The 23778-nt window shown below is 72.0% G+C and carries 21 protein-coding genes; 3 read left to right on the top strand and 18 right to left on the bottom strand.

Annotated elements, in window-relative coordinates; all coding sequences use genetic code 11:
* The first annotated feature begins 23 nt into the window (after positions 1-23).
* Entirely contained in the window at positions 24-458 is a 435-nt protein-coding gene (locus BMZ92_RS01585) for an OsmC family peroxiredoxin (RefSeq protein ID WP_091503778.1), read from the top strand.
* A 45-nt stretch (positions 459-503) separates the two neighbouring features.
* Here BMZ92_RS01585 and BMZ92_RS01580 read toward each other — a convergent pair whose 3' ends face one another.
* The 3 genes from BMZ92_RS01580 to BMZ92_RS01570 all read right to left on the bottom strand — a co-directional run bounded on the left by BMZ92_RS01580 (position 504) and on the right by BMZ92_RS01570 (position 3714).
* Positions 504-1367 (bottom strand): S1 family peptidase, encoded by an 864-nt coding sequence (locus BMZ92_RS01580; protein WP_245782826.1) that lies wholly within the window; start codon positions 1365-1367, stop codon positions 504-506.
* A gap of 114 nt (positions 1368-1481) precedes the next feature.
* Positions 1482-2489, bottom strand: coding sequence for a 2Fe-2S iron-sulfur cluster-binding protein (locus BMZ92_RS01575; RefSeq protein WP_091503776.1), 1008 nt, complete (start codon positions 2487-2489; stop codon positions 1482-1484).
* A gap of 1 nt (position 2490) precedes the next feature.
* Entirely contained in the window at positions 2491-3714 is a 1224-nt protein-coding gene (locus BMZ92_RS01570; RefSeq protein ID WP_091503774.1) for a cytochrome P450, read from the bottom strand.
* A 142-nt stretch (positions 3715-3856) separates the two neighbouring features.
* Between BMZ92_RS01570 and BMZ92_RS01565 the strand changes: the two genes are divergently transcribed.
* Entirely contained in the window at positions 3857-4798 is a 942-nt protein-coding gene (locus tag BMZ92_RS01565) for a helix-turn-helix transcriptional regulator (RefSeq protein ID WP_091503772.1), read from the top strand.
* Between the two features lie 7 nt (positions 4799-4805).
* Here the strand turns inward: BMZ92_RS01565 and BMZ92_RS01560 are convergent, their stop codons facing one another.
* The 9 genes from BMZ92_RS01560 to BMZ92_RS01520 form a co-directional block, all read right to left on the bottom strand.
* A complete protein-coding gene (locus tag BMZ92_RS01560; RefSeq protein WP_091503771.1) occupies positions 4806-5297 on the bottom strand; it encodes a pyridoxamine 5'-phosphate oxidase family protein in 492 nt (163 codons plus the stop codon).
* 85 nt (positions 5298-5382) lie between these two features.
* A complete protein-coding gene (locus BMZ92_RS01555; protein WP_091503769.1) occupies positions 5383-6771 on the bottom strand; it encodes a sugar porter family MFS transporter in 1389 nt (462 codons plus the stop codon).
* Between the two features lie 42 nt (positions 6772-6813).
* Positions 6814-7749 carry a 5-dehydro-4-deoxyglucarate dehydratase gene (locus BMZ92_RS01550; protein ID WP_091503768.1) on the bottom strand — a complete coding sequence of 312 codons (936 nt, stop codon included), beginning with the start codon at positions 7747-7749 and terminating at the stop codon, positions 6814-6816.
* A 134-nt stretch (positions 7750-7883) separates the two neighbouring features.
* The gene (locus tag BMZ92_RS01545; RefSeq protein ID WP_091503766.1) at positions 7884-9464 is read right to left on the bottom strand and encodes a gamma-glutamyltransferase; all 1581 of its coding nucleotides are present in this window, start codon (positions 9462-9464) and stop codon (positions 7884-7886) included.
* Complete coding sequence (locus BMZ92_RS01540) at positions 9464-10798, bottom strand: MFS transporter (protein ID WP_091503765.1); 1335 nt, start codon at positions 10796-10798, stop codon at positions 9464-9466. The genes BMZ92_RS01545 and BMZ92_RS01540 overlap by 1 nt, the downstream gene beginning before the upstream one ends.
* An 18-nt stretch (positions 10799-10816) precedes the next feature.
* Positions 10817-11938, bottom strand: a complete 1122-nt coding sequence (locus BMZ92_RS01535; protein WP_091503763.1) for an NAD(P)/FAD-dependent oxidoreductase — start codon at positions 11936-11938, stop codon at positions 10817-10819.
* A gap of 35 nt (positions 11939-11973) precedes the next feature.
* On the bottom strand, positions 11974-12996 hold the full coding sequence (locus tag BMZ92_RS01530; protein WP_091503761.1) for a Gfo/Idh/MocA family protein: 1023 nt from the start codon (positions 12994-12996) through the stop codon (positions 11974-11976).
* On the bottom strand, positions 12993-14645 hold the full coding sequence (locus BMZ92_RS01525) for a hydantoinase B/oxoprolinase family protein (RefSeq protein WP_091503760.1): 1653 nt from the start codon (positions 14643-14645) through the stop codon (positions 12993-12995). Before BMZ92_RS01525 ends, BMZ92_RS01530 begins: the two co-directional genes overlap by 4 nt.
* Positions 14642-16684, bottom strand: coding sequence for a hydantoinase/oxoprolinase family protein (locus tag BMZ92_RS01520; protein WP_091503758.1), 2043 nt, complete (start codon positions 16682-16684; stop codon positions 14642-14644). The genes BMZ92_RS01525 and BMZ92_RS01520 overlap by 4 nt, the downstream gene beginning before the upstream one ends.
* Positions 16685-16814: 130 nt before the next feature.
* Here BMZ92_RS01520 and BMZ92_RS01515 point away from each other — a divergent pair, with 130 nt between their 5' ends.
* Positions 16815-17897 carry a LacI family DNA-binding transcriptional regulator gene (locus tag BMZ92_RS01515; RefSeq protein ID WP_091503757.1) on the top strand — a complete coding sequence of 361 codons (1083 nt, stop codon included), beginning with the start codon at positions 16815-16817 and terminating at the stop codon, positions 17895-17897.
* A gap of 972 nt (positions 17898-18869) precedes the next feature.
* On the opposite strand, the gene BMZ92_RS01510 is transcribed toward BMZ92_RS01515, so the two are convergent.
* The 6 genes from BMZ92_RS01510 to BMZ92_RS01485 form a co-directional block, all read right to left on the bottom strand.
* Entirely contained in the window at positions 18870-19535 is a 666-nt protein-coding gene (locus tag BMZ92_RS01510) for a response regulator (protein WP_091503755.1), read from the bottom strand.
* Positions 19532-20629, bottom strand: coding sequence for a sensor histidine kinase (locus BMZ92_RS01505; protein WP_091503754.1), 1098 nt, complete (start codon positions 20627-20629; stop codon positions 19532-19534). Before BMZ92_RS01505 ends, BMZ92_RS01510 begins: the two co-directional genes overlap by 4 nt.
* Before the next feature lie 35 nt (positions 20630-20664).
* Positions 20665-21222 (bottom strand): DUF1453 domain-containing protein, encoded by a 558-nt coding sequence (locus tag BMZ92_RS01500; protein ID WP_091503752.1) that lies wholly within the window; start codon positions 21220-21222, stop codon positions 20665-20667.
* Positions 21223-21370: 148 nt separating this feature from the next.
* Entirely contained in the window at positions 21371-22159 is a 789-nt protein-coding gene (locus BMZ92_RS01495) for a TylF/MycF/NovP-related O-methyltransferase (RefSeq protein WP_091503751.1), read from the bottom strand.
* 224 nt (positions 22160-22383) lie between these two features.
* Positions 22384-22800, bottom strand: a complete 417-nt coding sequence (locus tag BMZ92_RS01490; RefSeq protein WP_091503749.1) for a GtrA family protein — start codon at positions 22798-22800, stop codon at positions 22384-22386.
* Complete coding sequence (locus BMZ92_RS01485) at positions 22797-23768, bottom strand: glycosyltransferase family 2 protein (RefSeq protein WP_091503747.1); 972 nt, start codon at positions 23766-23768, stop codon at positions 22797-22799. The genes BMZ92_RS01490 and BMZ92_RS01485 overlap by 4 nt, the downstream gene beginning before the upstream one ends.
* Positions 23769-23778 lie beyond the last annotated feature (10 nt).

The raw sequence follows: 23778 nt of genomic DNA, 5'->3' as shown, positions 1-23778 counted from the left end.
CCACGACCACCAGGAGGACAGCCATGCCGAGCCGTGACGCCACCACCCACTGGGTGGGCGACCTGCAGTCGGGCAAGGGGCACGTGACGCTCGATTCCTCGAACGCAGGCCAGTTCGAGGTCTCCTTCCCCACCCGCGCCGGCAACCCCGACGGGCAGACCAGCCCCGAGGAACTCATCGCCGCCGCGCACTCGTCGTGCCTCGCGATGAACCTCTCCGGCGTGCTCGCGTCGGAGAACCTGGTCGCGGACTCGATCGACGTGAGCGCCGAAGTGACGCTCGGCCCGGCCAAGGGCGGCGGCTTCGAGATCAGCGGCATCGAGATCACGCTGCGCGCCTCGGTCGACGGTCTGGACGCGGACCGCTTCGCGGAGCTGGCCGCCACCGCCGAGCGCACCTGCCCGGTCAGCAAGGCGCTCGCGGGCACCACGATCAAGCTGGACGCCGCACTCGCCTGACGCGCACGGGGCCGGCCGGGCCGGGCGCTCCGGCCGGCCCGGTGCTCAGCGCCCCAGCTGCTGGTGGATCCAGTCCACGAGGATGTCCAGGCGCGACAGGACCTCGGTGCCCGCCTGCGGGCACTCCGGGCCGGAGATCTCCGTGGCGAACAGCCGGCCCGTCTGCTCGTCGGTGCTGGTGAAGAACGGCGCGCCCGAGTCGTCCTTGCAGGGGCTGTTCTCCACCGTGCGCGGCACGACCGGCACCGCCTCGATCGTCGTCGAGTTGACCTTCGAGATCGTGAACTCGCCCTGCTTCAGGTGGTCCGAGGGCGTGACGACCGTGGCCGACAGCGAGCCCCAGCCCGCGAACCGCAGCCGCTGCCCCACCTGGGGCCGCTCCTCGACCAGCGTCAGCGGCTGGATACCGGTGATGGGGGCGCTCAGCTTCACCAGCGCCATGTCGTTGCGCGGCGACTGCCGGACGTCCACCACGTCCGCCTGCTGCCCGCCGGGATCGCTGTCCTTGTTCTTCCCGACCGTCACGGTCATCCGGTACGGCGACGGGCCCCCGACCCGGTTGCCCTTGATGTCGTGGAAGCAGTGCCCCGCGGTGATGACCCACAGCGGGTCGATCAGCGAGCCGCTGCAGCCGCCGCTGCGCACGCCACCGCCTTCGACCGGGATGTCCTGCGAGGTGAGCTTGGCGTTGAACGGCAGCACGACGGAGGGTGGCGGCGGCGCCTCCGACGTGGTGGGCGACGTGGCACCCACGCCCTCCACACGCGGGGTGGGGTGCTGCTGCACCGGCCGGTCGGCCGCGTTCGTCACCTGACGGGAGGAGTAGGTGTAGGCGCCCCCCGCTCCGAGCATGACGGCGACGGCCAGCGCGCAGTGCCACGCGAACCGCCGCCTCGATCTCTTCGTCACCTCTTGTAGGACGCGCGCTACCGCCGGAAAGTTCGGCCCGCACCGCATCGGATACGTCAGGACGGCACATCCTGCCCGTCGGGGCAGGATGTGCCGCGTGCGGTGTGCCGATGATCACGCCGAGGCCGGGGTGAACTTCTCCCGGTGGATGTGCCGCGGCGACATCCGCCGCCGCTTGAACGCCCGCACGCCCGCCTCCACCATCGGCGGCGGCCCGCACAGCCAGCCGGACCAGCCGCGCCCGCTGGCGACGTCCTCGACGAAGGCGTCGGTGGGGAACCCGCTGCGGTAGGCGGGATCCGGCTCGTCGGACAGCACCGGCACGAACCGGAATGAGGGGTACTCCCGCGCGATCTCCGCGAACCGGTCGAGGTCGTACAGGTCCGCCGTGCCCCGGACACCGTGGTACAGCAGCACTCCGCGGTCCGGGTGCCGGGCGAGCGCGGTGCGGGCGATGCCGACGAGCGGCGCGAGTCCCGTGCCGCCGCCGATGAGCACCATGGGCCCGCCGTCGTCCTCCGCCTCGGGCGGCAGGTGGAAGTCCCCGAGCGGGCCCGCCGCTTCGACGACGTCGCCCACCGCGAGCCCGCCGAACAGCCAGCCGTCGGTGGCGACGCCGCCGGGCACGCGGCGGACGTGCAGCTCCAGGACCTTGTCCTCCTCCGCCGTGTTCGCCAGCGAGTACTGCCGGCGCGCACCGGAACCCGGCACGACGAGCTCGACGTACTGCCCCGCCTCGAACGCCAGCGGTTCGGCCAGACCCAGCAGGATGCGGCGGGTGTCCCGCGCGACATCCTCGATGGCGAGGACCGTCGCCGTCAGGTCCCGCAGGGCGTGCGTCGTGCGTGCGGCGTCGCCGAGGCCGCTCACCTCGGTGTCGGTGCGGGGCCGGGCCTGGCAGGCGAGTGCCAGGCCCGCGGCCCGTTCCTCCTCGGTGAGGGTGTCGGCGGGCGAGGCGCCGTGGTCGACCTCGCCGGACACCACCTGGAGCTTGCACGTGCCGCACGTGCCCTGGTTGCACGAGTTGGGCAGCCACACCCCGGCCCGGAGGAAGGCCTGGAGCAGGGTCATCTCCGGCGCGCACTCGACCCGGCGCTCGCCGGCGCTCACCGAGAAGGCCATCTCAGACCTCCCAGGTGACGTGCAGGCTCGTCGGCCCGCGGAAGCCCCAGCCCCAGAACTCCACGCCCTCACGCGTGTCGCGCTCCAGGTTCGGGATGGCCTCGAACAGCTCCTCCAGCGCGATGCGCATCACGTGGTTGGCGAAGTAGATGCCGGCGCACGCGTGGTTGCCCGCGCCGAAGGCCAGGTGCGGCAGCGGCGGGCGGTGCAGGTCGTAGACCGAGGGCGCCTCGTACTGGCCCGTGTCGTGGTTGGCCGAGCCGTAGGACAGCATCACCGGCGTGCCCGCGGGCAGGTCCACGCCCGCGATCGTGACGGGTTTCGTGGAGATCCGCGCGGTGGCCGACCAGATCGGCGAGGTCCAGCGCAGCCCCTCCGAGATCGCCCGGGGGATCAGCGCCGGGTCGTCGATGACCTCCTCCAGCTGCTCGGGCCTGCTGAACAACCCGACGAGCGTGGAGGCCATGCCGTGCCCGGGTTCCTGCATGGCGCCGAGCAGGTAGACGTAGATCGTGGGGTAGATGTACTCGCGATCCCGGGTCTGCCCCGGCGGCATGCCGTCGTGCAGCCAGTGCGAGATCGCGCTGTCGTCGGGTTCGGTGATCCACCGGTCGATCAGGGGGTCGACGATCGCGCGGATCTCGGCCTTCGCCTGGTCGCCCTCCGCGAAGCCCTCCGGGTTGGCGAACTCGCCGTTCTCGTCGACGGCGGCGTTGGTGAAGGAGCGGTTCAGCTTCGCGAACCACTCGCGCAGCTTGTCCGAGTCCACGCTCTGCAGGCCCAGCAGGTCGCCCAGGGAGCGCACGCTGACCGGTTCGCAGTACTGCGAGACCAGCTCGGCGTGCCCGTCGTTCTCGAAGGACTCCAGGTAGCGGCGGGCGATGGGGCGCACGAGGTCGTCGATCCACCGGTCCACCTCGGCGGGCTGCAGCGCGGGCTCCACCATGGACCGCAGGTCGGCGTGGATGTCGCCGTTGACGCCGATGATCGCCGGGTGCCCGAAGGTGCGCCCGCCCGCGGGGGTGATGACGGCCTCGAAGTCCGGGCTCGTCGCCACCTCGCGGCAGACGTCCACAGTGGACGCCACGTAGGAGCCCAGCACGGGCACGTAGGCCAGCGGCGCCTCCCTGCGCAGCCTTTCGTAGGTGCGGTAAGGGTTGCGCTCCAGCTCGCTCATCGTGACGTCGTGCAGCCACGACAGGTCGGGCCGTTCGGTCGTCGTCATTTCGCGGTGTCCTCCCACCTCGTCGTCAGGGACGGGACGGGATGCTAGGAAGCACGCGGCGGGCCCGGCGACACGTTTCGCGCGGTCACGGCACGGATCGCGCGACGGGTTTGTGACCTGGGTCTCTGGTAATCTCAGCCGCATGCCCGCACGGCGTAGTGCACCGCCCCGGGACTGGGACCAGGCGTCCCGGCGGGTGGCGGAGGCGTACTTCCCGCACGAGCTCAGGCTCCTCGGCGGCGGCCGCGACCCGCGGCTGACGCTGCGCACGCTCGACCTCGGCCCGGTCCTCGTCGGCCACGTCGGCTGGGGCGCCGACGTGCGCGTCGCGTGTGACTACCCGGGCGCGTACGAGGTCAACATGCCGCTGACGGGGCACCTGGAAAGCCGGGCACGGCACGGCGGTCTCGTGTCGGTGCCGGGGCAGGCGACCGTGTTCCGCGCCGACACCCCGTCCCTCATCACCCACTGGGACGCCACCTGCACGGTGCTCGGCGTGAAGTTCGACCGCACGTGGCTCGAGTGCGAGGCGGAGCGCGTGCTGGGCGGCGACAGGGTGACACTGCGGGGCGCGCTGCCCGACCAGCTGGACCTGGCCGAGGGCCGGGGCCGCGCGTGGCGGCAGCTCGTCGGCAGCCTCGCCGCCCACCTGCACGACCCGGAGCTGTTCGGGGACTGCGAACCCGTGCGGCACCAGCTCGCCGGGGCGCTCGCCGCGAGCTTCCTGCTGGCGGGCTGCCCGGACGCCGGCGCGGGCCCGCTGCCGCGCCCGAAGGCGATCGCCCGCGTGGTGGACCGGCTGCACGACGACCCGGCGCGCGGCTGGACGGCGGGTGACATGGCGGCCGCGGCGGGCACCAGCGTCCGGCGGCTGCAGGAGGGCTTCCGCGAGTGGGTGGGCTGCACGCCGAGCGAGTACCTGCTCGGCGTCCGGCTGCAGCGCGCCGCGGCGGACCTGGCGGAGAATCCACATCGGACGGTCAGCGAGGTGGCGGCGCACTGGGGTTTCTCCAGCGCCAGCCGGTTCGCCGCCGCCTACCGCCGCCGCTACGGCATCTCCCCCGCCCAGGCGCGACGGCGGTAGCGCGGGCTCAGGAGCCCTGGCGCTCCCGGACCAGGTCCTCGACCGCCTGCGGGATCGTGGTTTCGAAGTCCAGGAGCTTGGCCCACTCCGGCTCGACGGTGATCAGGGCCATGCGGTCGTAGAGCGCCCGCACCCCCTGCTCCCACTCCGCGAAGTGCTCCGCCGGAATGCCCTTCCGGCACGCCTCGACGTACGCCTCCGGGACCCCGTCGACCTCCTCCACCCGCGCGGTGCCGCGGATCAGCAGCGCCCTGGGCGGCCACTGGTCCTGCGTGTCCACGGTGATCGCCACCCGGGGGTCCTGCCGCAGCGCCCGGACCTTCGCCGCCTTCGGAACCGTCGCCATCAGCACCCGCTCGCCGTCCCACAGGTACGCGATCGGGATCACCCTGGGGGCGCCGTCGGTCCCGGTGTAGGCCAGCCGCGCGAGGATCGGCGAGGTCAGCAGCTCCCGCGAGATCGGCTTGGCCAGCACCTCGGTGACGTCTTCGCGCTTCATGTCCTTCTCCTCCGCTCCGGCACGCCCTTCTCGGCGCGCTCGACGAGGAGACGGAACCGCCCGCGCGTTTTCGACATCGCGGGTCTCACACCTTCGCGCGCAGGTGCGTGCGGGCCCGCAGGTCCAGCTCGATCTCCTCCAGGCTGCGGCCCTTGGTCTCCGGCACGAGCCACTTCGTGAGCACGAACAGCACCACGTTGACGCCCGCGAAGACGAACATCGACCCGCCGATACCCAGCGCCTTCGGGTCCGACATCAGCGGGAACACCGCGCTCACGACACCGGTCGCGGCCCACAGCACGACGCTCGCCACGCCCATGCCCGCCGCGCGCTCCCGCAGCGGGAACACCTCCGACATCATGACCCACACGACCGCGCCCCAGCCCAGCTCGTAGCCCACCAGGTAGAGCACCATCATGATCAGCATCAGCACGCCGACGAGCCCGGTGCCGTGCACGTTCAGCACCACCAGTCCCGCGCCGAGCAGGGTCAGCACCATGATCACGTTGCCGATGAGCAGCAGCGGCTTGCGGCCCCACCGGTCGACGACGAACACGACCCACGCGGTGAACAGGAACTTCGTCACCCCGAGCAGCACACCCGACAGCAGCGCGGCCTGCGTGGCGAACCCGAGGCTGATCAGCATCGTCGGGAAGTAGGCGTTCACCGCGTTCACGCCGCTGAACTGCTGCCCCACGGCCAGCAGCAACGCCACGACGAGCATCGGCCGCACCCATGGCGCCCACAGGTCGCGGATGCGCCCCTTCTGCTCGGTGTCGAGCCGGATCACCTCACGGATCGCGGAAACCTCCCGATCGATGTCCGCGCTCCCGCCGTGCGAGCTGACCAGCACCGAGCGCGCCTCGTCCTCGCGGCCGTTCTTCAGCAGCCACCGCGGGGTTTCCGGCAGCACGGTGAGCCCGGCGAACAGCACCACGGCGGGCACGATCGCGCCCGCGAACATCAGCCGCCAGTTGCCCGAGCTGCCCAGCCCGTAGCTGACCAGGAACGCGATCAGGATGCCCAGCACGATGAAGATCTGGTTCAGCGCGCCCATCGCGCCGCGCACCCTCGCGGGCGCCAGCTCCGACAGGTACGTCGGCACCGTGGACGACGAGAACCCGATGCCGACGCCGATCACCAGCCGCGAGACCACCAGCAGCGTGAACGTCGGGGAAAACGTGGCGGCGAGGGTGCCCGCCACGACGACCACCGCGGCCGCCATGATCGTGCGCCGCCTGCCGAGCCACTCGTTGACGCGGGGCGAGCAAAGCGCCCCGACCACCGCGCCGAACGAGATGCTGGCCGTGATCACGCCCTTGTCCCAGCTGGACAGCGACCACAGCTTGCCGATGAACGGCAGCACCCCGGAGATCACCCCGAGGTCGTAACCGAAGAGGATGCCCCCGAGCGCGCCGAAGAAGTACAACGTGACCCTGCCGATGGTCCGCCGGGGCGGGGCTGTCCGCGTCATTGCCTGACTCGCCTCTTTCCTGCTGTACCGATGGGGATGGAGTTAGGTCATCGATCGGAGCACGGCGAACCCGGCGTCCACGATCTCCGCGAGCCGGTCGAGCTGGGCTGGGGACGGCTCCCCCAGCGGCGGTCGCACGGGGCCGACCTTGTCGCCGCGCAGCCTGGCCGCGGCCTTCACGAGCGACACCGCGAAGCCGGGGGTCTCGTCGCGCAGGGCCGCGAACGGCAGGTAGAAGCCCTCCAGCAGCGCGCGCATCACCGCCGTGTCCCCGTCGGCCAGCGCGCGGTGGAACCGGTGCGCGATCTCGGGCGCGAAGCAGTGCACGGCCGAGGAGTACCGGGCCACGCCGATCGCGGCGTACGCCTGCGCGGAGACCTCGGCGGTGGGCAAACCGTTGAAGAACAGGAAATCCTCGGCACGCAGCGTGCCGGCGGAACGGATCGTCGTGACGATGCGGGTCATCAGGTCGACGTCGCCGAACCCGTCCTTGAGGCCGACCACGGACGGGATGTCCAGCAGCGCACGGGCCGCGGCAGCGGTGAAGACGCCGGGCGGGCGGTGGTAGACGATCACGGGGACGGACGTGCCGCCGATGGCGTAGCGCACGTGGTCGACGAGCCCGCCGGGCGGGCCGGACACGAGGTACGGCGGCAGGAGGAGGACGCCGTCCGCGCCGCCCTCCTCCGCCGCCGCAACCCCCAGTCGTGCCGCCGCCGCACCGCCGCCCGCCCCGGTCCACACGGGGACGCGCCCGGCGACCACCTCCCGCGCGGTGCGCAGGAGAACGGCGTGCTCGTCGGGCGAAAGCGAGCTGAACTCCCCGGTACCGCACGCGACGAACACCGCACCCGCCCCGGCCGCGACGCGTGCTTCGACGTGCTCGGCGAAGGCGTCGACGTTCAGCGAGAGGTCCTCGGCGAACGCGGTGAGGGGGAAAGCGAGCAGGCCGTCGAGCTCGGTCCGGGACAGCACCATCGAAAGTGTCCGCTCTGTCGCAGTGGTACCGGTTCTATTCACATATCTGAACGTCGATCCCTGCCAGGCTCTAGTTCAGATATGCGAACATCTTCGGACCGTAATGCGACTTGGGTCACAAGTCAACGGGGCTTTCAGTACCCTTCCGCGGCTCCGTTCCGGCGGGGATCGGCACACGAGCGCAGCGTGCCACCCTCGAGCGTCACACCCTCGAAGTTGCCGGTCAGCGAGTGCCACGGCCCCAGGTCCCGCAACCACAGGCCCCGTTCGGCGCAGCGGCGGCGGAACTCCCGCTCCACGGCGGGCTCGAACCCGTGCTCCAGCGTCACCCCGGGCAGCCAGCCCGCCGCGGGCTCGTGCGGCCGGACCCCGAACCGCGGCGCCGCCACGGACTCCTCAATGGACAGTCCGAAGTCGACGATGTTCACCAGGTTCTGCAGCACGCAAGCGACAAGTGACACCGACGGCGAACCCGACGCCAGCACCGGAACCCCGTCGCGGAGCACGAGGTTCGGGGCCAGGTACACGGTCGCCCGCTCCCCCGGCCACGGCATGCCGCGCTGGAAGAAGGAACCGCCGCCCGACAGCTGGAAGCCCTCGGCGAACAGGCCGTTGACCCACGGGGACGCCATGTGCGAGTGCGTCACCGACGCGATGTTGCGCTGCTCGTCCACCACGGTGACGTGGATCGTGCCGGGCGACGGGACCGCCGCCGGTGACGGCGCCGCGCCGAGCCGCGCCATCCGCCGGGCCGCGTAGTCCTTGGACAGCAACGTTTTCACGTCGGTGGCGGCCGTGCGCGGCGGGGCGTAGTACACCTCGTTGTGCACGGCCGTCAGCAGGTCCAGCGTCTCCACCGAGGACTGCGCCGGGCCCGGCAGGTCCACCAGCTCCAGCATGTTCAGCGCTTCGATGAGCTGGCAGCCCCCGTCGTCCGGCGGTGCGGACGCGACGATCTCCACGTCGCGGTACGTGCCCCGCAACGGCGTGTGCCACTGCGCCTCGTACGCCGCGAAGTCGTCGGGGGTGATGACCCCGCCGCCCCGCTGACACTCCGCGCTGAACGCCCGCGCGAACTCGCCGAGGTAGTAGCCGGAGTCCTCGTCCCGCAACCGTTCCAGCGTGCGCGCCACGCGTTCCTGCCGCAGCGTCTCCCCCGGGCCGACGAGGCTCCCGCCGGGCAGGAACGCCTCACGCGCCTGCTCGTGGCAGCCGAGTTCGGCGCGGTGCGCGTACATCTCGCCGAACAGGTACGGGTTCACCGCGAACCCGTCGCGGGCCAGCTCGATCCCGTCCCGCAGCAGCCGCGCCTTCGGCAGCACGCCGAAGCGTTCGTGCGCGGCGCGGAACGCCGGCCACCAGCCGGGGACGGGCACGCCCCGGCCGGTGGTCAGATCGGCGCCGGTGAACCCGGGTAGCGGCGCGAGCGGCGCCGCCACGTTGCCGTTCAGGTAGCTCGCGCTACCACTGCGCGCGTCCCAGTACAGCATCTCCAGCCCGCCGGTCACCGCGGTCATGTGGGGTTCGACGACCAGCTGGGTGGCGGCCGCGGCGAGCGCCGCGTCCGCCGCCGTGCCGCCGTCGCGCAGCACGTCCACCCCGGCGCGCACCGCGAGCGGGTGCGAGGTCACGACCATCCCCCGCCGGGCCTCGACGGGCTCCTTGCGCCCGTACGAGGCCCGGCGGGCGAGATCGTCGGCGGTCGCCCTGTCCATCACGCCGTCCGCGCCTTGCGGCGCTGCTCGTCCACCGCGGCGGGCATCGCGAACAGGGCCACCAGGATCGACAGCACGCAGAACCCGGTCATGTACCAGCCGAACGTGGCGTTGGTACCGGTGAGGTCGAACAGCCACACCGCGACCAGGCCCGCGGTCGAGCCGAGCGCGGTGGTGCCGATGTTGTAGTTCAGCGCGGACGCGCTCGCCCGCACCTCGGCCGGGAAGCTCATCACGTACGCCGTCGTCAGCGGGGCGCCGACGAAGTTGTTGATGAACGTGAACGCCACGACCGCGACCACCGCCAGCGCGAGCGAACCCGAGCCGATCGCCAGGAACGTCGGCACGGTCAGCACGACGAACAGCCCGTAGCCGACGACCAGCGGGATCCGCGCGCCGTAGCGGTCGGCGAGCTTGCCGCCCCAGATCGCGGGGACCGGCCCGATCGCGTAGGTGAGCAGCGAGGCCAGCAGCGCGTTGTTCTCGGCGAACCCGGCCTTGACCATCGCGGTGACGAAGTAGGCCTGGATCACGAACGAGCCGATGCGCTGCCCGGCACCCAGGCCGATCGCGCGCAGCATCGCGCCCCAGTGGTCCCGCACCGCGGTGCGGAACGGCGTCTGCTTGACCTTGGTGCGCTCGGCTGCCGCGGCCAGCTCCTGGAACTGCGGGGTCTCCTCGACGTGGCGGCGGATGTAGATGCCGATCAGCGCCATCGGGATCGCCAGCAGGAACGGGATGCGCCAGCCCCAGTCGTTGAACGCCTGCGCCGGCATCAGCGAGATCACCAGGTAGGACACCAGCGTCGCGAGCAGCGGGCCGACCGAGGTGGACGCCACCGACAGCCCGGCCAGGTAGTTGCGCCGGTTGCCGCGCTCGTGCTCGAAGATGAAGTTCGCGGCCGTGGTGTACTCCACGCTCGCGCCGACGCCCTGCAGCATCCGGCACAGCAGCAGGATCACCGGCGCGGCGATGCCGATCGCGGCGTAGGTGGGCAGCAGGCCGATGCCCGCCGTGCCCACGCTCATCACCGCGATCGTGAACAGCAGCACCCACCGGCGGCCCTTGATGTCGGCCAGCGGGCCGAGCACCATCGCCGCGACCGGCCGCAGCGCGTAGGACAGCACCAGCCCGGCGTAGGTGGACAGCAGCGCCGCCACCGAGTTGCCGGTCGGGAAGAACTGGCGGGAGATGATGACCGCCAGCGTGCCGTAGAGGCCGAAGTCGTAGTACTCGACGACGTTGCCGAGCATCGCGGACAGGAGCACCTTCCGCCGTGAGCGGACGTCCCCGGCGGGCTCCCGCGTGGTCTCCCGGATGTCGTTGTCGGTCAACGGATCTCCTCGCACAAGTCAGCGCTGGAAGCGTTCCGGGCGGAACGGTTCGAGCATGGGGTGGGGGGTGCCGGTGCGGATCTCACCGGCGAGCAGCTCACCGGCGATGAGGCCGAGCGTGGCGCCGGAGTGGGTGAAGGCGACGAAGCAGCGCGGCACGGCGGACAGCTCGCCGAACACGGGCTCGCCGTCGCCGGGGATGGGCTTGCGGCCGAGGCGCCAGGACGTCGCGGTCAGCTCGACGTCGCCGTCGAGCAGGGCCGAGCCCTCGGCGACGAGTTCCTTCACCACCGACTCGTCGATGGTGCACGTGCCGTCCTCGGCCTCGGTGATGCGGTCGGAGTACCAGTCCTGGTCGAGCGCGAAAGTGTTGCCCGGGTTGGGACGCAGCGCGGCGCGGGGCGTGTTGAGCACCGCCCGCATCTCCGTCTCGACCGGTTCGGTCACCACGAGCATCGACAACGGCGAACCGTCCGGAATGGACACTCCGAGCTCGGCGACGACCGCCGGGGTCGCCGCGCCGCACGCCACGACGACGGCGTCGGCCTCGAACCGCTGCCCGCCGGTGGTGGTGACCCCGGTAGCCACGCCGTCGGCCGTCGTGACACTCGCGCGGCCCGCACCGGTGACGACCTCGCCGCCGAGGCTGGTGAACTCGGCCACGAGGTGGTCGATCAGGTGCGGCAGGGAAACCCAGCCCTCGCCGGGGTTGTGCACCGCCGCTTCTGGAATCGCGGCGGCGTCCACGCCGGGCACCGCCTCGGCGGCCTCGGCGGGGGTGAGCAGCTTCGAGTCGTAGCCGTGCTCGACCTCGGCCCCGTGCCGCTCCCGCGCCTTCGCCGGGTCGGCGGACCAGAACAGCGCCCCGTCGAAACGCAGCCACTCCCGCGCGGGATCGGCGGCGAACAACGTGCGGTACCGGTCGATACCGGCGACCCGCAGCGCGTGGTAGGCCGCCGAGCGGGACCCCGCGGAGTTCAGCCACGCCAGCGACCGCCCCGAGGCCCCGTCGGCCAGTTCGCCCTCGGTCACCAGCACCACCCGCGCGCCGTCGCGCTGCAGGTGCGTCGCCGTGGAGACGCCGAGGATGCCCCCGCCCACCACGACCACGTGCTCGGCCCGTGCGTTGCCTGCGGTCATCGGAAAGAATCCACCTTCTTCTTCGTGTCGGTTCGTCACAGCGGGGACGATTCGTGTGCCCGCTCGATGAGCTTCAGGACCTCGACCGCGTCGGCCGGGTCCACCGGCGGGGCGGCTTCGCCACGCAGGGCCGGAACGAGCAGCCGGTAGAACGCGCCGTAGTCCCCCGGTTCCGGCTCGACCACGTGCGTCTCGCCGCGCACGCCGAGCGTGCCCCAGTTGTCGCGAGGCTCCTGCCCGAAGCCGGGATCGCCGGGCCGAGCACCGCCGATGAGCGCCGGTTCCTGCGGGTCCAGGCCCCATTTCGTGTACCCGGCCTTCGAGCCGAGCACGTGGAACCGGGGCGCGGGCAGCGCGGCGAGACCGGACATGACCAGCCGCGAGCGCGTCCCGCCCGCGTGGGTGAGCACGACGACGCTGTCGTCGTCCGCCTCCCCCGCGCCGCGGTGGGCCAGGTCGGCCCACAGCCGCTCGACCGGCCCGAACAGCTGGACGGCCTGGTCGATCAGGTGCGTGCCGAGGTCGAACAGGATGCCGCCGCCCTCGGCCACCGGGGTGCGGGCCTTCCAGTCACGCGGCCCCTGCGGCTTCCACCACTCGAACCGGGACTCGAACGTGTACACCTCGCCCAGCTCGCCGTTGTCGACCAGCCGCCGCAGGGTCAGGAAATCGCCGTCCCAGCGCCGGTTCTGGAACACCGTCAGCACGCGGCCGGCCTGACGGGCCCGCTCGATCAACACGGTCCCCTGCTCGCTGGAGGGCACGAACGGCTTGTCCACCACGACGTGCAGTCCGTGGTCCAGTGCCGTCGAGGCCAGCTCGGCGTGTGTGCCCGGTGGGGTGCCGAGCACCACGAGGTCGACCTCCCCGGCGTGCTCGAACAACTCGCCTGGTCCGGAAAGGACTGTCGCTTTCGGATACTCCGCCGCGGCTTGCTCGGCGCGCTGCGGGTTTCCGGTGACGATGAAGTCCAGCGAGTAGTGCTCGTCGTGTTCGAGGAACGGGGCGTGGAAGATCCGCCCCGACACCCCGAACCCGAGCACGGCGGTCCGGATCACGGCTCCACCCCGTACACCTCGCGGGCGCGCTCGGCGGAGATCCGCCCCTCGGCCACGTCCCGGCGCACCTGCTCCGGGTCACGCTCCTCCGGCAGCCCGTAGCCACCCGCGCCCGCCGTCACGACGGACACCCGGTCGCCCGGCTGCAGCCGCGTGTAGCCGTGCGAAATCGGTTGCGCCCCTTCGGAAAGCTCGACCGCCGCACTCGCGCCCGGGCCGCCGCCGAACAGACCCCACGGCTTCGAACGCTGCCGCGACGTGTCGAGCCAGAAGTGCACGTCGGCCTCCTCGACGCGGACCGTGCGCCGGATGCCCATGCCACCACGCGTGCGCCCGTCGCCGCCCGAGTCGTCGACGAGCGCGTACTCCTCGACCATCAGCGGGTACTCGGTTTCCAGCGCCTCCACCGGTAGGTTGCTGGTGTTGGTCATGTGCACCTGGACGCCGTCCATGCCGTCCTTGCCCAGCCGGGCCCCGCAGCCGCCGCCGATCGTCTCCAGGTAGACGAAGTAGCGGCCGCTGCGCGAGTCCGTGCCGGAGAAGTGCACACCGGTGTTCGCGCCGTTGCTCGCCGCGGTGACGGTCTCCGGCACGGCGGCCGCGAGCGCGCCGTGGATCAGGTCCACCACGCGCTGGCAGGTCTCGCTGCGGCCGTTGACCGCGGCGGGCTCGACGCAGTTGAGCACCGAACCGCGCGGGGCGTTGATCGTGACCGGCCGGTGCAGCCCCGCGTTCGGGATGATGTCCGGGTCCACCAGCGTCTTCAGCGAGTAGTAGACGGCCGCGTGCAGCGCCGTCCACACGACGTTCACGCTCGCCCTGACCTGCGCCGGGGCGGTGAAGTCGAAGGACACCTCCTCGCCGCGCACGGTCAACGTCACGCCGAGGTCCAGTTCGTCGTCCAGCTCAGGGCAGTCGAACTTGTCGGTGAAGGTGTACGTGCCGTCGGGCACCTTGGCGATCGCCGCGCGCGTCCGGCGTTCGGTGTAGTCCAGCAGCGCCTCCCCCGCCGCCACCAGCGTCTCGCGGCCGTAGCGGCCGGCCAGCTCGGTGAAGCGGGTGACGGCGAGCCGGTTCGCCGCCAGCTGCGCCCGCAGGTCCGCCCGGCGCTCGTGCGGCACCTGGCAGTTGAGCAGGATCAGCTCGAACAGGTCGTTCTGCAGCTCGCCGCGGCGCATCAGCCGCACCGGCGGGATGCGCAGGCCCTCCTGGAAGATGTGCGCGTGCCCGCGGTCGCCGAAGTCCGCGTGGTGCGCCAGGTTCGCCACCCACGCGCTGATCTCGCCGTCCAGGAACACCGGCGACACCAGCACGATGTCGGGCAGGTGCGAGCCGCCGCCGGTGAACGGGTCGTTGCCGATGAACGTGTCGCCCTCTTCGATCGTGCCCGCCGGGTACCGCCGGGTGATCTCGTCGACGATGCCCATCAGCGAACCGAGGTGCAGCGGCGAGCCGCCCTCGTCCTGGGCCAGCATCCGGCCGCGGGCGTCGAACACCGACGCGGTGCAGTCCCGCCGCTCCTTGATGTTGGTGGAGTAGGCCGCCCGCACGAGCGTCTCGCCCATTTCCTCCACGATGGACGACAGCGCGGAGCCGATCACCTCGACCAGCACGGGGTCCTGCATGGTTTTCCTTCCTGTGTCGGTCATGCGCCCACCGTCACGACCAGGTTGCGCAGCTCGTCCACCACGGCCACGTCCCCAGGCAGCAGCAGCGTCGTGGTGTCCATCTGCTCGACGATCGCGGGGCCTTCGATCCGGTTACCCGGCGTCAGCCGCCTGCGGTCGTACACCGGGCATTCGGTGAACCCGCCGCTTTCGGGCAGGTACACCTCGCGGGTCGCGCACACGGCCGCGGAGGGGTCCTCGTCGCCCAGCGGGGCGCGGTGCAGTTCGGCGCGGGCGACCTCGCCGACGGCACGCAGCCGGAAGGTGACGATCTGCACCTCCTCCTCGGCGGAGTAGCCGTACATCCGCTCGTGCTCGGCCGCGAACCGCTTGGCGAGCTGGCTGATGGTGTCCGTGGTGATCTCGCCCTCGGGCAGCTGCACGGGCAGTTCGTAGTTCTGCCCCGCGTAGCGCATCTCGGCCCACCGCTCGGTGCGGCGACGCTCTGCTGGTACGCCCTCCTCCGCGAGCCACGCCGTCGCCGACGACTCCAGTTCGGCGAACACCGCTGAGACCACGGACTCCTCGGGCCGCACGATGTGGGTGCGCAGGAAGTCCGCGCGGATGTCGGTCATCAGCAGCCCGGCGGCGCACTGCGCGCCCGGCGTTTCGGGCACCAGCACCGTCCGCATGCCCAGCTCCCGCGCGAGGCGCACAGCGTGCAGCGGGCCCGCCCCGCCGAAGGGCACGAGCACGTAGTCACGCGGGTCGTAGCCGCGCTGCACGGAGATGACGCGGATCGCGCGGGCCATGTTCGCGGTGATCACGCGCACGATGCCCTGCGCGGCGTCCAGCACGTCCATGCCCAGTGGACCGGCCACTGTGGACACCGCCGCCCGCGCGGCACCGGCGTCGATCTTCATCTGCCCATCGAGCAGGTACTCGGGGTTGAGCACCTGCAGCACCACGTTCGCGTCGGTGACCGTCGGCTCGGTGCCGCGCCCGTAGCAGGCCGGACCGGGGTCAGCCCCTGCGCTGCCCGGGCCGACCTTGAGCGCGCCACCCGCGTCGATCCACGCGATCGAGCCGCCGCCGGCGCCCACGGTGTGGATGTCGAGCATGGGCGCCCGCACCGGCCTGCCGTCGATCTCGGTGCCGTTGGCGACCTTCGGCACGCCGTCCTGCACGAGCGAGACGTCCGAGGACGTGCCGCCGACGTCGAACGTGATGATGTCCGGGTAACCCGCCGCGCGGGCGATCTCCGCGGCGCCGACGACCCCCGTGCTGGGGCCGGAAAGCACCATGCGCGAAGGCATCCGCTCGGCCGCCTCGAACGGGATGATGCCGCCGTTGGACTGCGTGACGTGCGGCGTCGCCCGCAGGCCGAGTTCGCCGAGCCGTGTCCGCAGCCGCGCCAGGTACCGCGCCACGACCGGTCCGATGTAGGCGTTCACAACCACTGTGGACAGTCGCTCGTACTCGCGGAACTCGGGCAGCACGGCCGAGGACACCGACACGTGCACGCCGGGCAGCTCCTCGGCGAGGATGCGCTCGACGACGCGTTCGTGCTCGGGGTGCACGAAGCTGTAGAGGAAGCAGACGGCGACGGCCTCGACGTCCTGCTCGCGCAGCCGCCGCGCCAGCGCGCGGACCTGCTCGGGGTCCACGGCCTGCTCTACGCGGCCGTCGTGGCGCACCCGCTCGTCCACCTCCAGCCGCAGGTCACGCGGGACGAGCGCGGCGGGCTTGTCAGCCTGCAGGTCGTACAGCGACGGCCGGCGGCCGCGGCCGAGTTCGAGCAGGTCGCGGAAGCCCGCGGTGGTGAGCAGGCCGGTGCGGGCACCGCGGCCGGTGAGCAGGGCGTTCGTGCCGACCGTCGTGCCGTGGGCGAAGTAGCCCACCTCCGCGAGGTCGCGCCCGCCGATCTCGGCCAGCAGCTCGGACACGCCCGTCACGATCGCGCGGCCGGGGTCGTCGGGCGTGCTCGAAACCTTGCGGACGTAGAAGCGCCCGGTCTGCTCGTCGAGGGCGCAGACGTCGGTGAACGTGCCACCGGTGTCGACGCCGATCCGAAGTGTCATGTGCTTGGGTCTCCGCCAGTCCGTGAGTGAGAACCTTCTCAGTAGCTGTTGGATGAGAAGGTTCTCAGCCGGTAGTACGATCGGTCAAGACTTCGGGAGATAACCGTTGTGTCAACTGGGGAGGCCGGCAGTGACGACCCATGGCGGGGCGAGCCCGTCGCTGATCGACGTGGCGCGCGCGGCGGGCGTTTCGACGGCCACCGCCGGGCGGGCGCTGGGCGGGTACGGGCAGGTCAGCGAGCGGACGAGGGAGCGGGTGCTCGCGGCGGCGGCCGAGCTGGGGTACCGGCCCAACGGCCTGGCCCGCAGCATGATCACGGGCTCGACGCACACGATCGGCGTCGTGGTCGCCGACGTCGCGAACCCGTTCTTCGCGACCGCGCTGAGCGGGATCACGGATGTCGCGCAGCCAGCCGGGTTCGAGGTGCTGCTCGCCAACACGGGCGGGGCGCTGGCGGCCGAGCAGCGCGCGGTCTCGGTGATGTCGGAGAAGCGTGTGGACGGGATGATCGTCGCGGCGGCGCAGCCCGGCGAGGGCACGCACCTCAAGCACGCGATGGAGGCCGGGGTGCCGGTGGTGCTGATCGACCGGCAGGTCAGCGGCGTGCCGGAGGCGGACAGCATCACGATCGACAACGAGCACGCGGCCGCCGAGGCGGTGGCGCACCTGCTGGAGCTGGGGCACCGGCGGATCGGCGTGATCACGGAGGCGGGCGACCAGCTGGCGCGGCTGCGGGCGGGCACGCGGCGGCGCGGCCTGTTCCCGAGTGCCGTGCGGCTGCGGGGGTACGTGCGGGCGCTGGACGCGGCGGGCGTGGAGGTCGACGAGGCGCTGGTCGCCCCGGCCCGGTACGAACGCGGTTCCGCCTACGACGCCCTGCTGTCGCTGTTGGATTTGGCCGACCCGCCGACGGCCGTGCTGTGCACCGACAACGTCCTCGCGTCGGGCGCCTACCGCGCGGCGCAGGACCGCGGCCTGCGGATGCCGGAGGAGCTGTCCCTGATCGGCTTCGACGACGAGCCGTGGACGACGCTGGTCCGCCCGGAACTGACGATCGTGGAGCAGCCCACGTATGACCTCGGTGCCCGCGCGGGAAGGCAGCTGCTGGACCACATCGAGGGCGAGCGCGCCGGGCGCGCCCCGCAACACATCCAGCTGAAGGCCAAGCTGGTGGCGAGGGAGTCGACGGCGCGGCCGGTGGCTGTGCGCTGAGTCGCGCCTGCGGCAGGGGGCCGGGCGGCCACGCGACCTGCTCAAGGCGGGGCTGGTCACGGGGAATCGAGGGCGTGCCCGGGCGGGGTGCTGAGCCGCGCGCCCGCCACAGGACGGGCCACGCCCAGCTGAAGGCGACGCTGTTCGCCGGGAATTGACGGCGTGCCCGGTCCCGGGCGGCCACGCTACCCGCGCGAGGCATAGCCCGCCGCCGGGGAATCCGCGGCGCGACCGGTGGTCGCTCGGTAGGTCGCTTCCGGCCCGAGGCGGCCACGCCCCGACATGGCCCCGCTCTGGCGAAGCTGGTCGCGAGGATCCAAGGCGTGCCCGGCCGGGGCGCTGGACCGCTCCCGCTCAAGGCAGAGCCCGCTGCCAGGAAACCACGGCGCGACCGGTGGCCGTTCTGAGCGGCGCCTGCCGCGGCGCGGCCAAGCCGCCACGCGACCTGCTCAACGCGAACCTCGCCGGAAACCCACCCCGCGACCGGCCAGCGCGCCGAGCCGCGCCTGGCGCAACGCGACCAGGCCGCCATGCCCCCACTCAAGGCGAAGCTCGCTGCCACGAAACCCACAGCGCGACCGGTGGCCGCGCTGAGCGGCGCCTGCCGCGGCGCGGCCAAGCCGCCACGCCCCCGGCCCGAGGCGAAGCTGGTCCCCAGCGAATCCACGGCGAGTCCAGTGGCCGCGCGCCGAGCCGCGCCTGGCGCAACGCGACCAGGCCTCCATGCCCCCACTCAAGGCGAAGCTCGCTGCCACGAAACCCACAGCGCAACCGGCCAGCGCGCGCCGAGCCGCGCCTGGCGCAGCGCGGCTAGGCCGCCACCGACCTGCCCAAGGCGAAACTCTCCACCGGGGACCCCACCCCGCGGTCGGCGCGCGCCGAGCCGCACCGCGGCCAGGCTGCCACGCCTCCCGCTCAAGGCGAAACTCCCCGCCGCGGAACCCACCGCACAACCGGCCAGCGCGCTGATCCTCACGGGGCGCCCCGGTCCGGCCGCCACGGCTGGGGTCCGGCGGTGCTCAGCGCGTACCGGACCGCGTCGGCGCGTGAGCGGAAACCTGCTTTGGCGAACAGGTTGTTGATGTGGGTCTTCACGGTGGCCTCGCTGATCACCAGCCGCCGCGCGATCTCCGGGTTGCGCAGGCCTTCGCCGATCAGGCCGAGGATCTCCCGTTCCCTGGCGGTGAACTCCACCGCCTCGGCCGCCGGGCGGGCGCGCCGCGTCGCCAGCGTGATGAGCCTGCGCTGCACCTCGGGCGCCAGCACGACCTCCCCGGCACCCGCGTCCCGCACCGCCTGCTCGATCCTCGCCCGCTCGGCCTCCTTCGTCAGGTAGCCGCTCGCCCCCGCCTCCAGGGCGGCCAGTATCGACTCGTCGTCGCCGAAGGTCGTCAGCACCACCACCTGCACGCCGGGCGCGGTGGCCTTGATCCGCCCGGTCGCCGCCACCCCGTCGAGCACGGGCATGTGCAGGTCCATCAGCACCACGTCGGGCTCGTGCGCGGCGACCACCTCCAGCGCCTCCCGCCCGTCGGCCGCGGTGGCGACCACGTCGATCCCGTCGGCGAGGTCCAGCATCACCGCGAGCGCCTCGCGCACCGCGGCCTGGTCGTCCACCACGACGAGGGACACGCTCACCTCGGCACCTCCACCGCCACCCGCCAGCCTCCCGTCTCCGCGTCCGGCCCCGCCCGGAGCGTGCCCCGCAGCAACGCGATGCGCTCACGCATGCCCACCAGACCCATCCCGCCACCGTCGTCCCGCCGCACGGCGCCTCCCGGCGCGCGATCGTTGACCACCGTGAGGGCGACGGAATCCCGCGTGAACGCGAGCTTCACAGCACGCCGTGCGCCGGGCGCGTGTTTCGCGGCGTTCGTCAGCGCCTCCTGAGCCGCCCGGAGCAGGGCGTGCGCCGCCTCGCTCGACACGGGCGCGGGTTCACCGGTGATCTCCAGCGGCACCGATTCACTGCCCGCCAGCAGCTCCAGGCTCTGTTCGAGCGGCAGGGCGTCCTCATGCAGCGCTTCGATCGCCCGCCGGGTCTCGGAGATGCTGGAAACGGCCAGCGCGCGAGCCCGGCGGACGGCCTCGTTCGCCTCGTCCGCGCGGCCCTTGCCGTGCAGGGCGTCGGCCAGGTCGAGCTGCAGCGCGATACCGGACAGCGAGTGGCCGAGCACGTCGTGGATCTCGCGCGCGATGCGGCCCCGCTCCCGGAGCGTCGCCTCGCGCCGCTCGGCCTCCGCGGCCCGTAGCCCGTTCCGCCGGGCGATCCCGAGGAACACGGGCGTGACGACCGTCAACCCCAGCCACCACGGCCAATCGATACTTCCGGGCGCGAGCCTGTCGACGAGCCACAGGGACACGGCTGTCGTGACCGCTCCCCCGGTGGCGACGCACACCGCTGTGCGGGCAGGCAGCTTCTGGCCCGCCTGAGCGGAGGCCAGGAACGCGAACGCGGGCGCCACGGTGGACTGCGCCAGCGGCAGCAGCATGCCCGAGAGCACCGAGTAGGACACCCCGAACGCCAGGCGCCCACCCGGCGCGAGGCGGTCACCCGGCACCAGCCCCGCGGCCTCCCCTGCCGCACAGCAGGCCAGCAAGGCGATCGCGAGCGGCCGCCAGGTGACGGGGTGGGCCGCGAACTGGAGCGCCGCGACGAGGACCAGTGCGGCGATGGCGAACGGGCGCAGCAGGCGGTCGGTGTACCAGTACAGCCGCGCTTCTTCGTCCATGCCTTCGGGTCCTCGGTCGGTGGGCGGTGTTCAGCTTAGCGAGCGTCCCGCCCGGAGTACCGGCGCTGGAGGTCGTCGAGCCACGGCGCGGTGCGGTGCCCGGCTCCATTACGCCCCCGCTGCCAGATGATCCGGCCTTCGCCGCGCACCGCCTTGGCGAGCACGATCACGCCTTCCGCGAGGAGGCTCAGCCCCAGCGTCAGCATCAGTGAGTTGCCGGGCACGGCACCGGCGGCCTGCCGGTCGACCAGACCGAAGAGGACGTTCGCCCCGAACTTCGCCACGACCGTGGCCACGAGCAGGACGACGGTGACCGCGGTGTAGCGCAGGAAGGCGATGCCGTCGCGTTGGAACACCCGGATGCTCGCACCCCGCGCCACCCCGATCGCGACGCTGAGCAGTCCGCTCGCGACGGTGAACGCCCACACCGCCGGCGAATGCACCTCCTTCGCGAGGTCGGTGATCCCGACGACCACCAGTATCGCCGGCAGCACCAGTAGCCGCTTGGCCTCCGCCGGTTCACCGAGCAGGCGGCGCACCAGCACGTAGCCGATGACCGCGATGACGAGCACGATCTCCACAGGTCCGCTCATGGTCCCTTTCCCGTTCCGCTTGCCGTCTCCGGTGAAGCTACGGCGGGACGAGGACCCCCGTCTTCGAGCCGAGGGTGGAGATCCGGGTGGAGATCTCCTCCACCCGGAGGTGGATGCGGAGGGACCAGGGCGGGTCCACTTCGGACGTTCAGGTGATGCGGACGGCGAGCTGCTCGTTGTTCGAGGTGTAGCAGAGGTATTCGAAGGTCACGCCGGACCGGGCGACGAACTCCTGCCACGCGCGGTGTTCGTGCTCCTCCCAGCCCGGGTAGTTGAAGTACTCGTCGAACAGCACGACGCTGCCGGGCCGGAGCCGGTCGCCAAGGTGCTCCAGCACGGTCGCGGTCGAGGAGTACAGGTCGGCGTCCAGGTGCAGGAACGCGACCGGGCCGGGGTGTTCGGCGGCGAAGCCGGGCAGCGTGTCGGCGAACCAGCCGACGACGAGCCGCGCGCCGTCGATGTCGGGCACCTCGGCTTCGCCGAAGGCACCCTCGGCAAAGCCCGTGCGCCACGTCTCCGGCAGGCCCTGGAACGAGTCGAACCCGTAGATCTCGCGCCCGGGCAGCGTCGTGGCGATGGTCTTGAGGGTGCTTCCGGTGTAGACGCCGAACTCCAGCACCAGTCCCTCGTCGGGCACCTCGGTCAGCACGTGCCGCAGCGTCTCCGCGGGGTGCGGGAACGTCGGCACCGCGGGCAGGTGCTGCCGGACGAAGCGCTCGGTGCTGGCCACCGCGGCCCGCTCCGCCGCGGCGAAGATGTCCCGCCGGGACCGGAACTCGACGTCCCGCACGTTGTCCACGACGCGGTCCGCCTCCCGGCGGACGTCCTCACGCAGCCGCTCCACCAGCGCGGCGGTCTCCGCCAGGTGGCGGTCGGCGGCTTCCTCGGCGATGCGCACCAAGGACGCACGCAGGCGATGACGGATCCGCTCCAGCACCGGACCTCCTCTCACCGGCTGCCGAGCAGCCGGGGCCAGTGGGCGCGCCCGCTCAGCTCGGGCACCGGGCCGCGACGAGGGTGCCCCGCCGGGCGAGCGAGCGTAACGCGACCGGGTCACGTTCGCACAACCGCACCCCGGGACCGGCTATGACGACCTTGCCGGACAGGGACACGTGCCACCGGCAGTTGTCCCGGGCCGGGACGCCTGAGGCCGGGGTCGGCTCAGGGAGCGTTCCCTTCCAGCTCGCGACGCGCGCGGCCGCTCCCCTCGTGCTCACGCCCGACCAGCACGAGCTTGGCGACGACGAACGTCACCGGCACGGCGAGCGCGGCCGCGACGAGCGGGGAGACCACCTGGTTCCAGTGCAGGACGTCGACCAGCAGGTACAGCCCCGCCGAGCTGACGACCAGGTTCGTCACGTTGGACAGCGGGAACAGCAGGAACTTCCGCAGCGTCGGCCGCGTGCGGAAGGTGAAGGCGCAGTTGAGGAAGTACGAGCCGACCATGCTGATCAGGAACGCGCACACGTGTGCCGCGAGGTAGGGCAGGAAACGGTGCAGCAGCAGGTAGAGCACGTAGTAGGTGGCCGTGTTGAGCACGCCCACGAGTCCGAACCGGACCAGCCGTGACCAGGTCATGAGGCGGCGCGCCGGCTTTCGGCGGGGACGGGGGCGGCCTCGGGCACCGGGCTCAGCTCCTTGACGAGGAAGTGCGGCCGGCGTTTCGTCTCGTAGTAGATGCGGCCGAGGTACTCGCCGATCACGCCCAGCACGAGCAGCTGGAGCCCGCCGAAGACGAGCACCCCGCACACCGTCGTGACGTACCCGGGTACCGGATTTCCTTGCACCAGCGCGGAGATCAGCACCCACGCGGCGTAACCGAACGCGAACAGCGTGCTCAGCGCGCCCACGTGGATCGCCAGCCGCAGCGGCCGGTTGTTGAACGACACCACCCCGTCGATGCCGTAGTCGAGCAGGCGCCGGAAGGTCCAGCGGCTGCCCCCGCCACCCTCGCGGCGCGCGACGTCGAAATCGACGACCGCGGTGTCGAAGCCGATCCAGGAGAACAGCCCCTTCGAAAACCGGTTGTACTCGCCGAGCGCGAGCAGCGCGTCGACCGCTTTGCGGCTCAGCAGCCGGAAGTCGCCCAGCCCGTCGGGGATCTCCACGTCCACCATGCGGTTGAGCAGGCGGTAGAACAACCGGGTGAACGCCTTGCGCAGAACGGGGTCGCCGGTGCGGTTGCGGCGCCGGGCCACGACCTGTTCGTAGCCCTGCTCCAGCAGCTGGATCATGTCCCGCAGCAGTTCGGGGGGATGCTGCAGATCCGCGTCGAGTATCGCCACCGCGTCCCCCCTGGCGTGGGAGAGCCCCGCCAGCATCGCGGATTCCTTGCCGAAGTTGCGGCTCAGCGCCAGGTAGCGGAACCGGGGGTCGGTGGCGTGGATCGCGCGCAGCTCCCCGAGCGTGCCGTCGGTGCTGCCGTCGTCGACGAACACGACCTCGAACTCGCTGGTGATCCCGGGCAGTACCGCACGCAGCCGTTCGAGCAACCGCGGAAGTGTGCCTTCTTCGTTGAAGCACGGAATCACGAGCGCCAAACGCATGTCATCCCTA

It is taken from the genome of Amycolatopsis sacchari (assembly GCF_900114035.1).
GTDB lineage: Bacteria > Actinomycetota > Actinomycetes > Mycobacteriales > Pseudonocardiaceae > Amycolatopsis_E > Amycolatopsis_E sacchari.
Note: the sequence above shows the minus strand (reverse complement) of the source record. Positions and strands in the feature narration are given on the sequence as shown.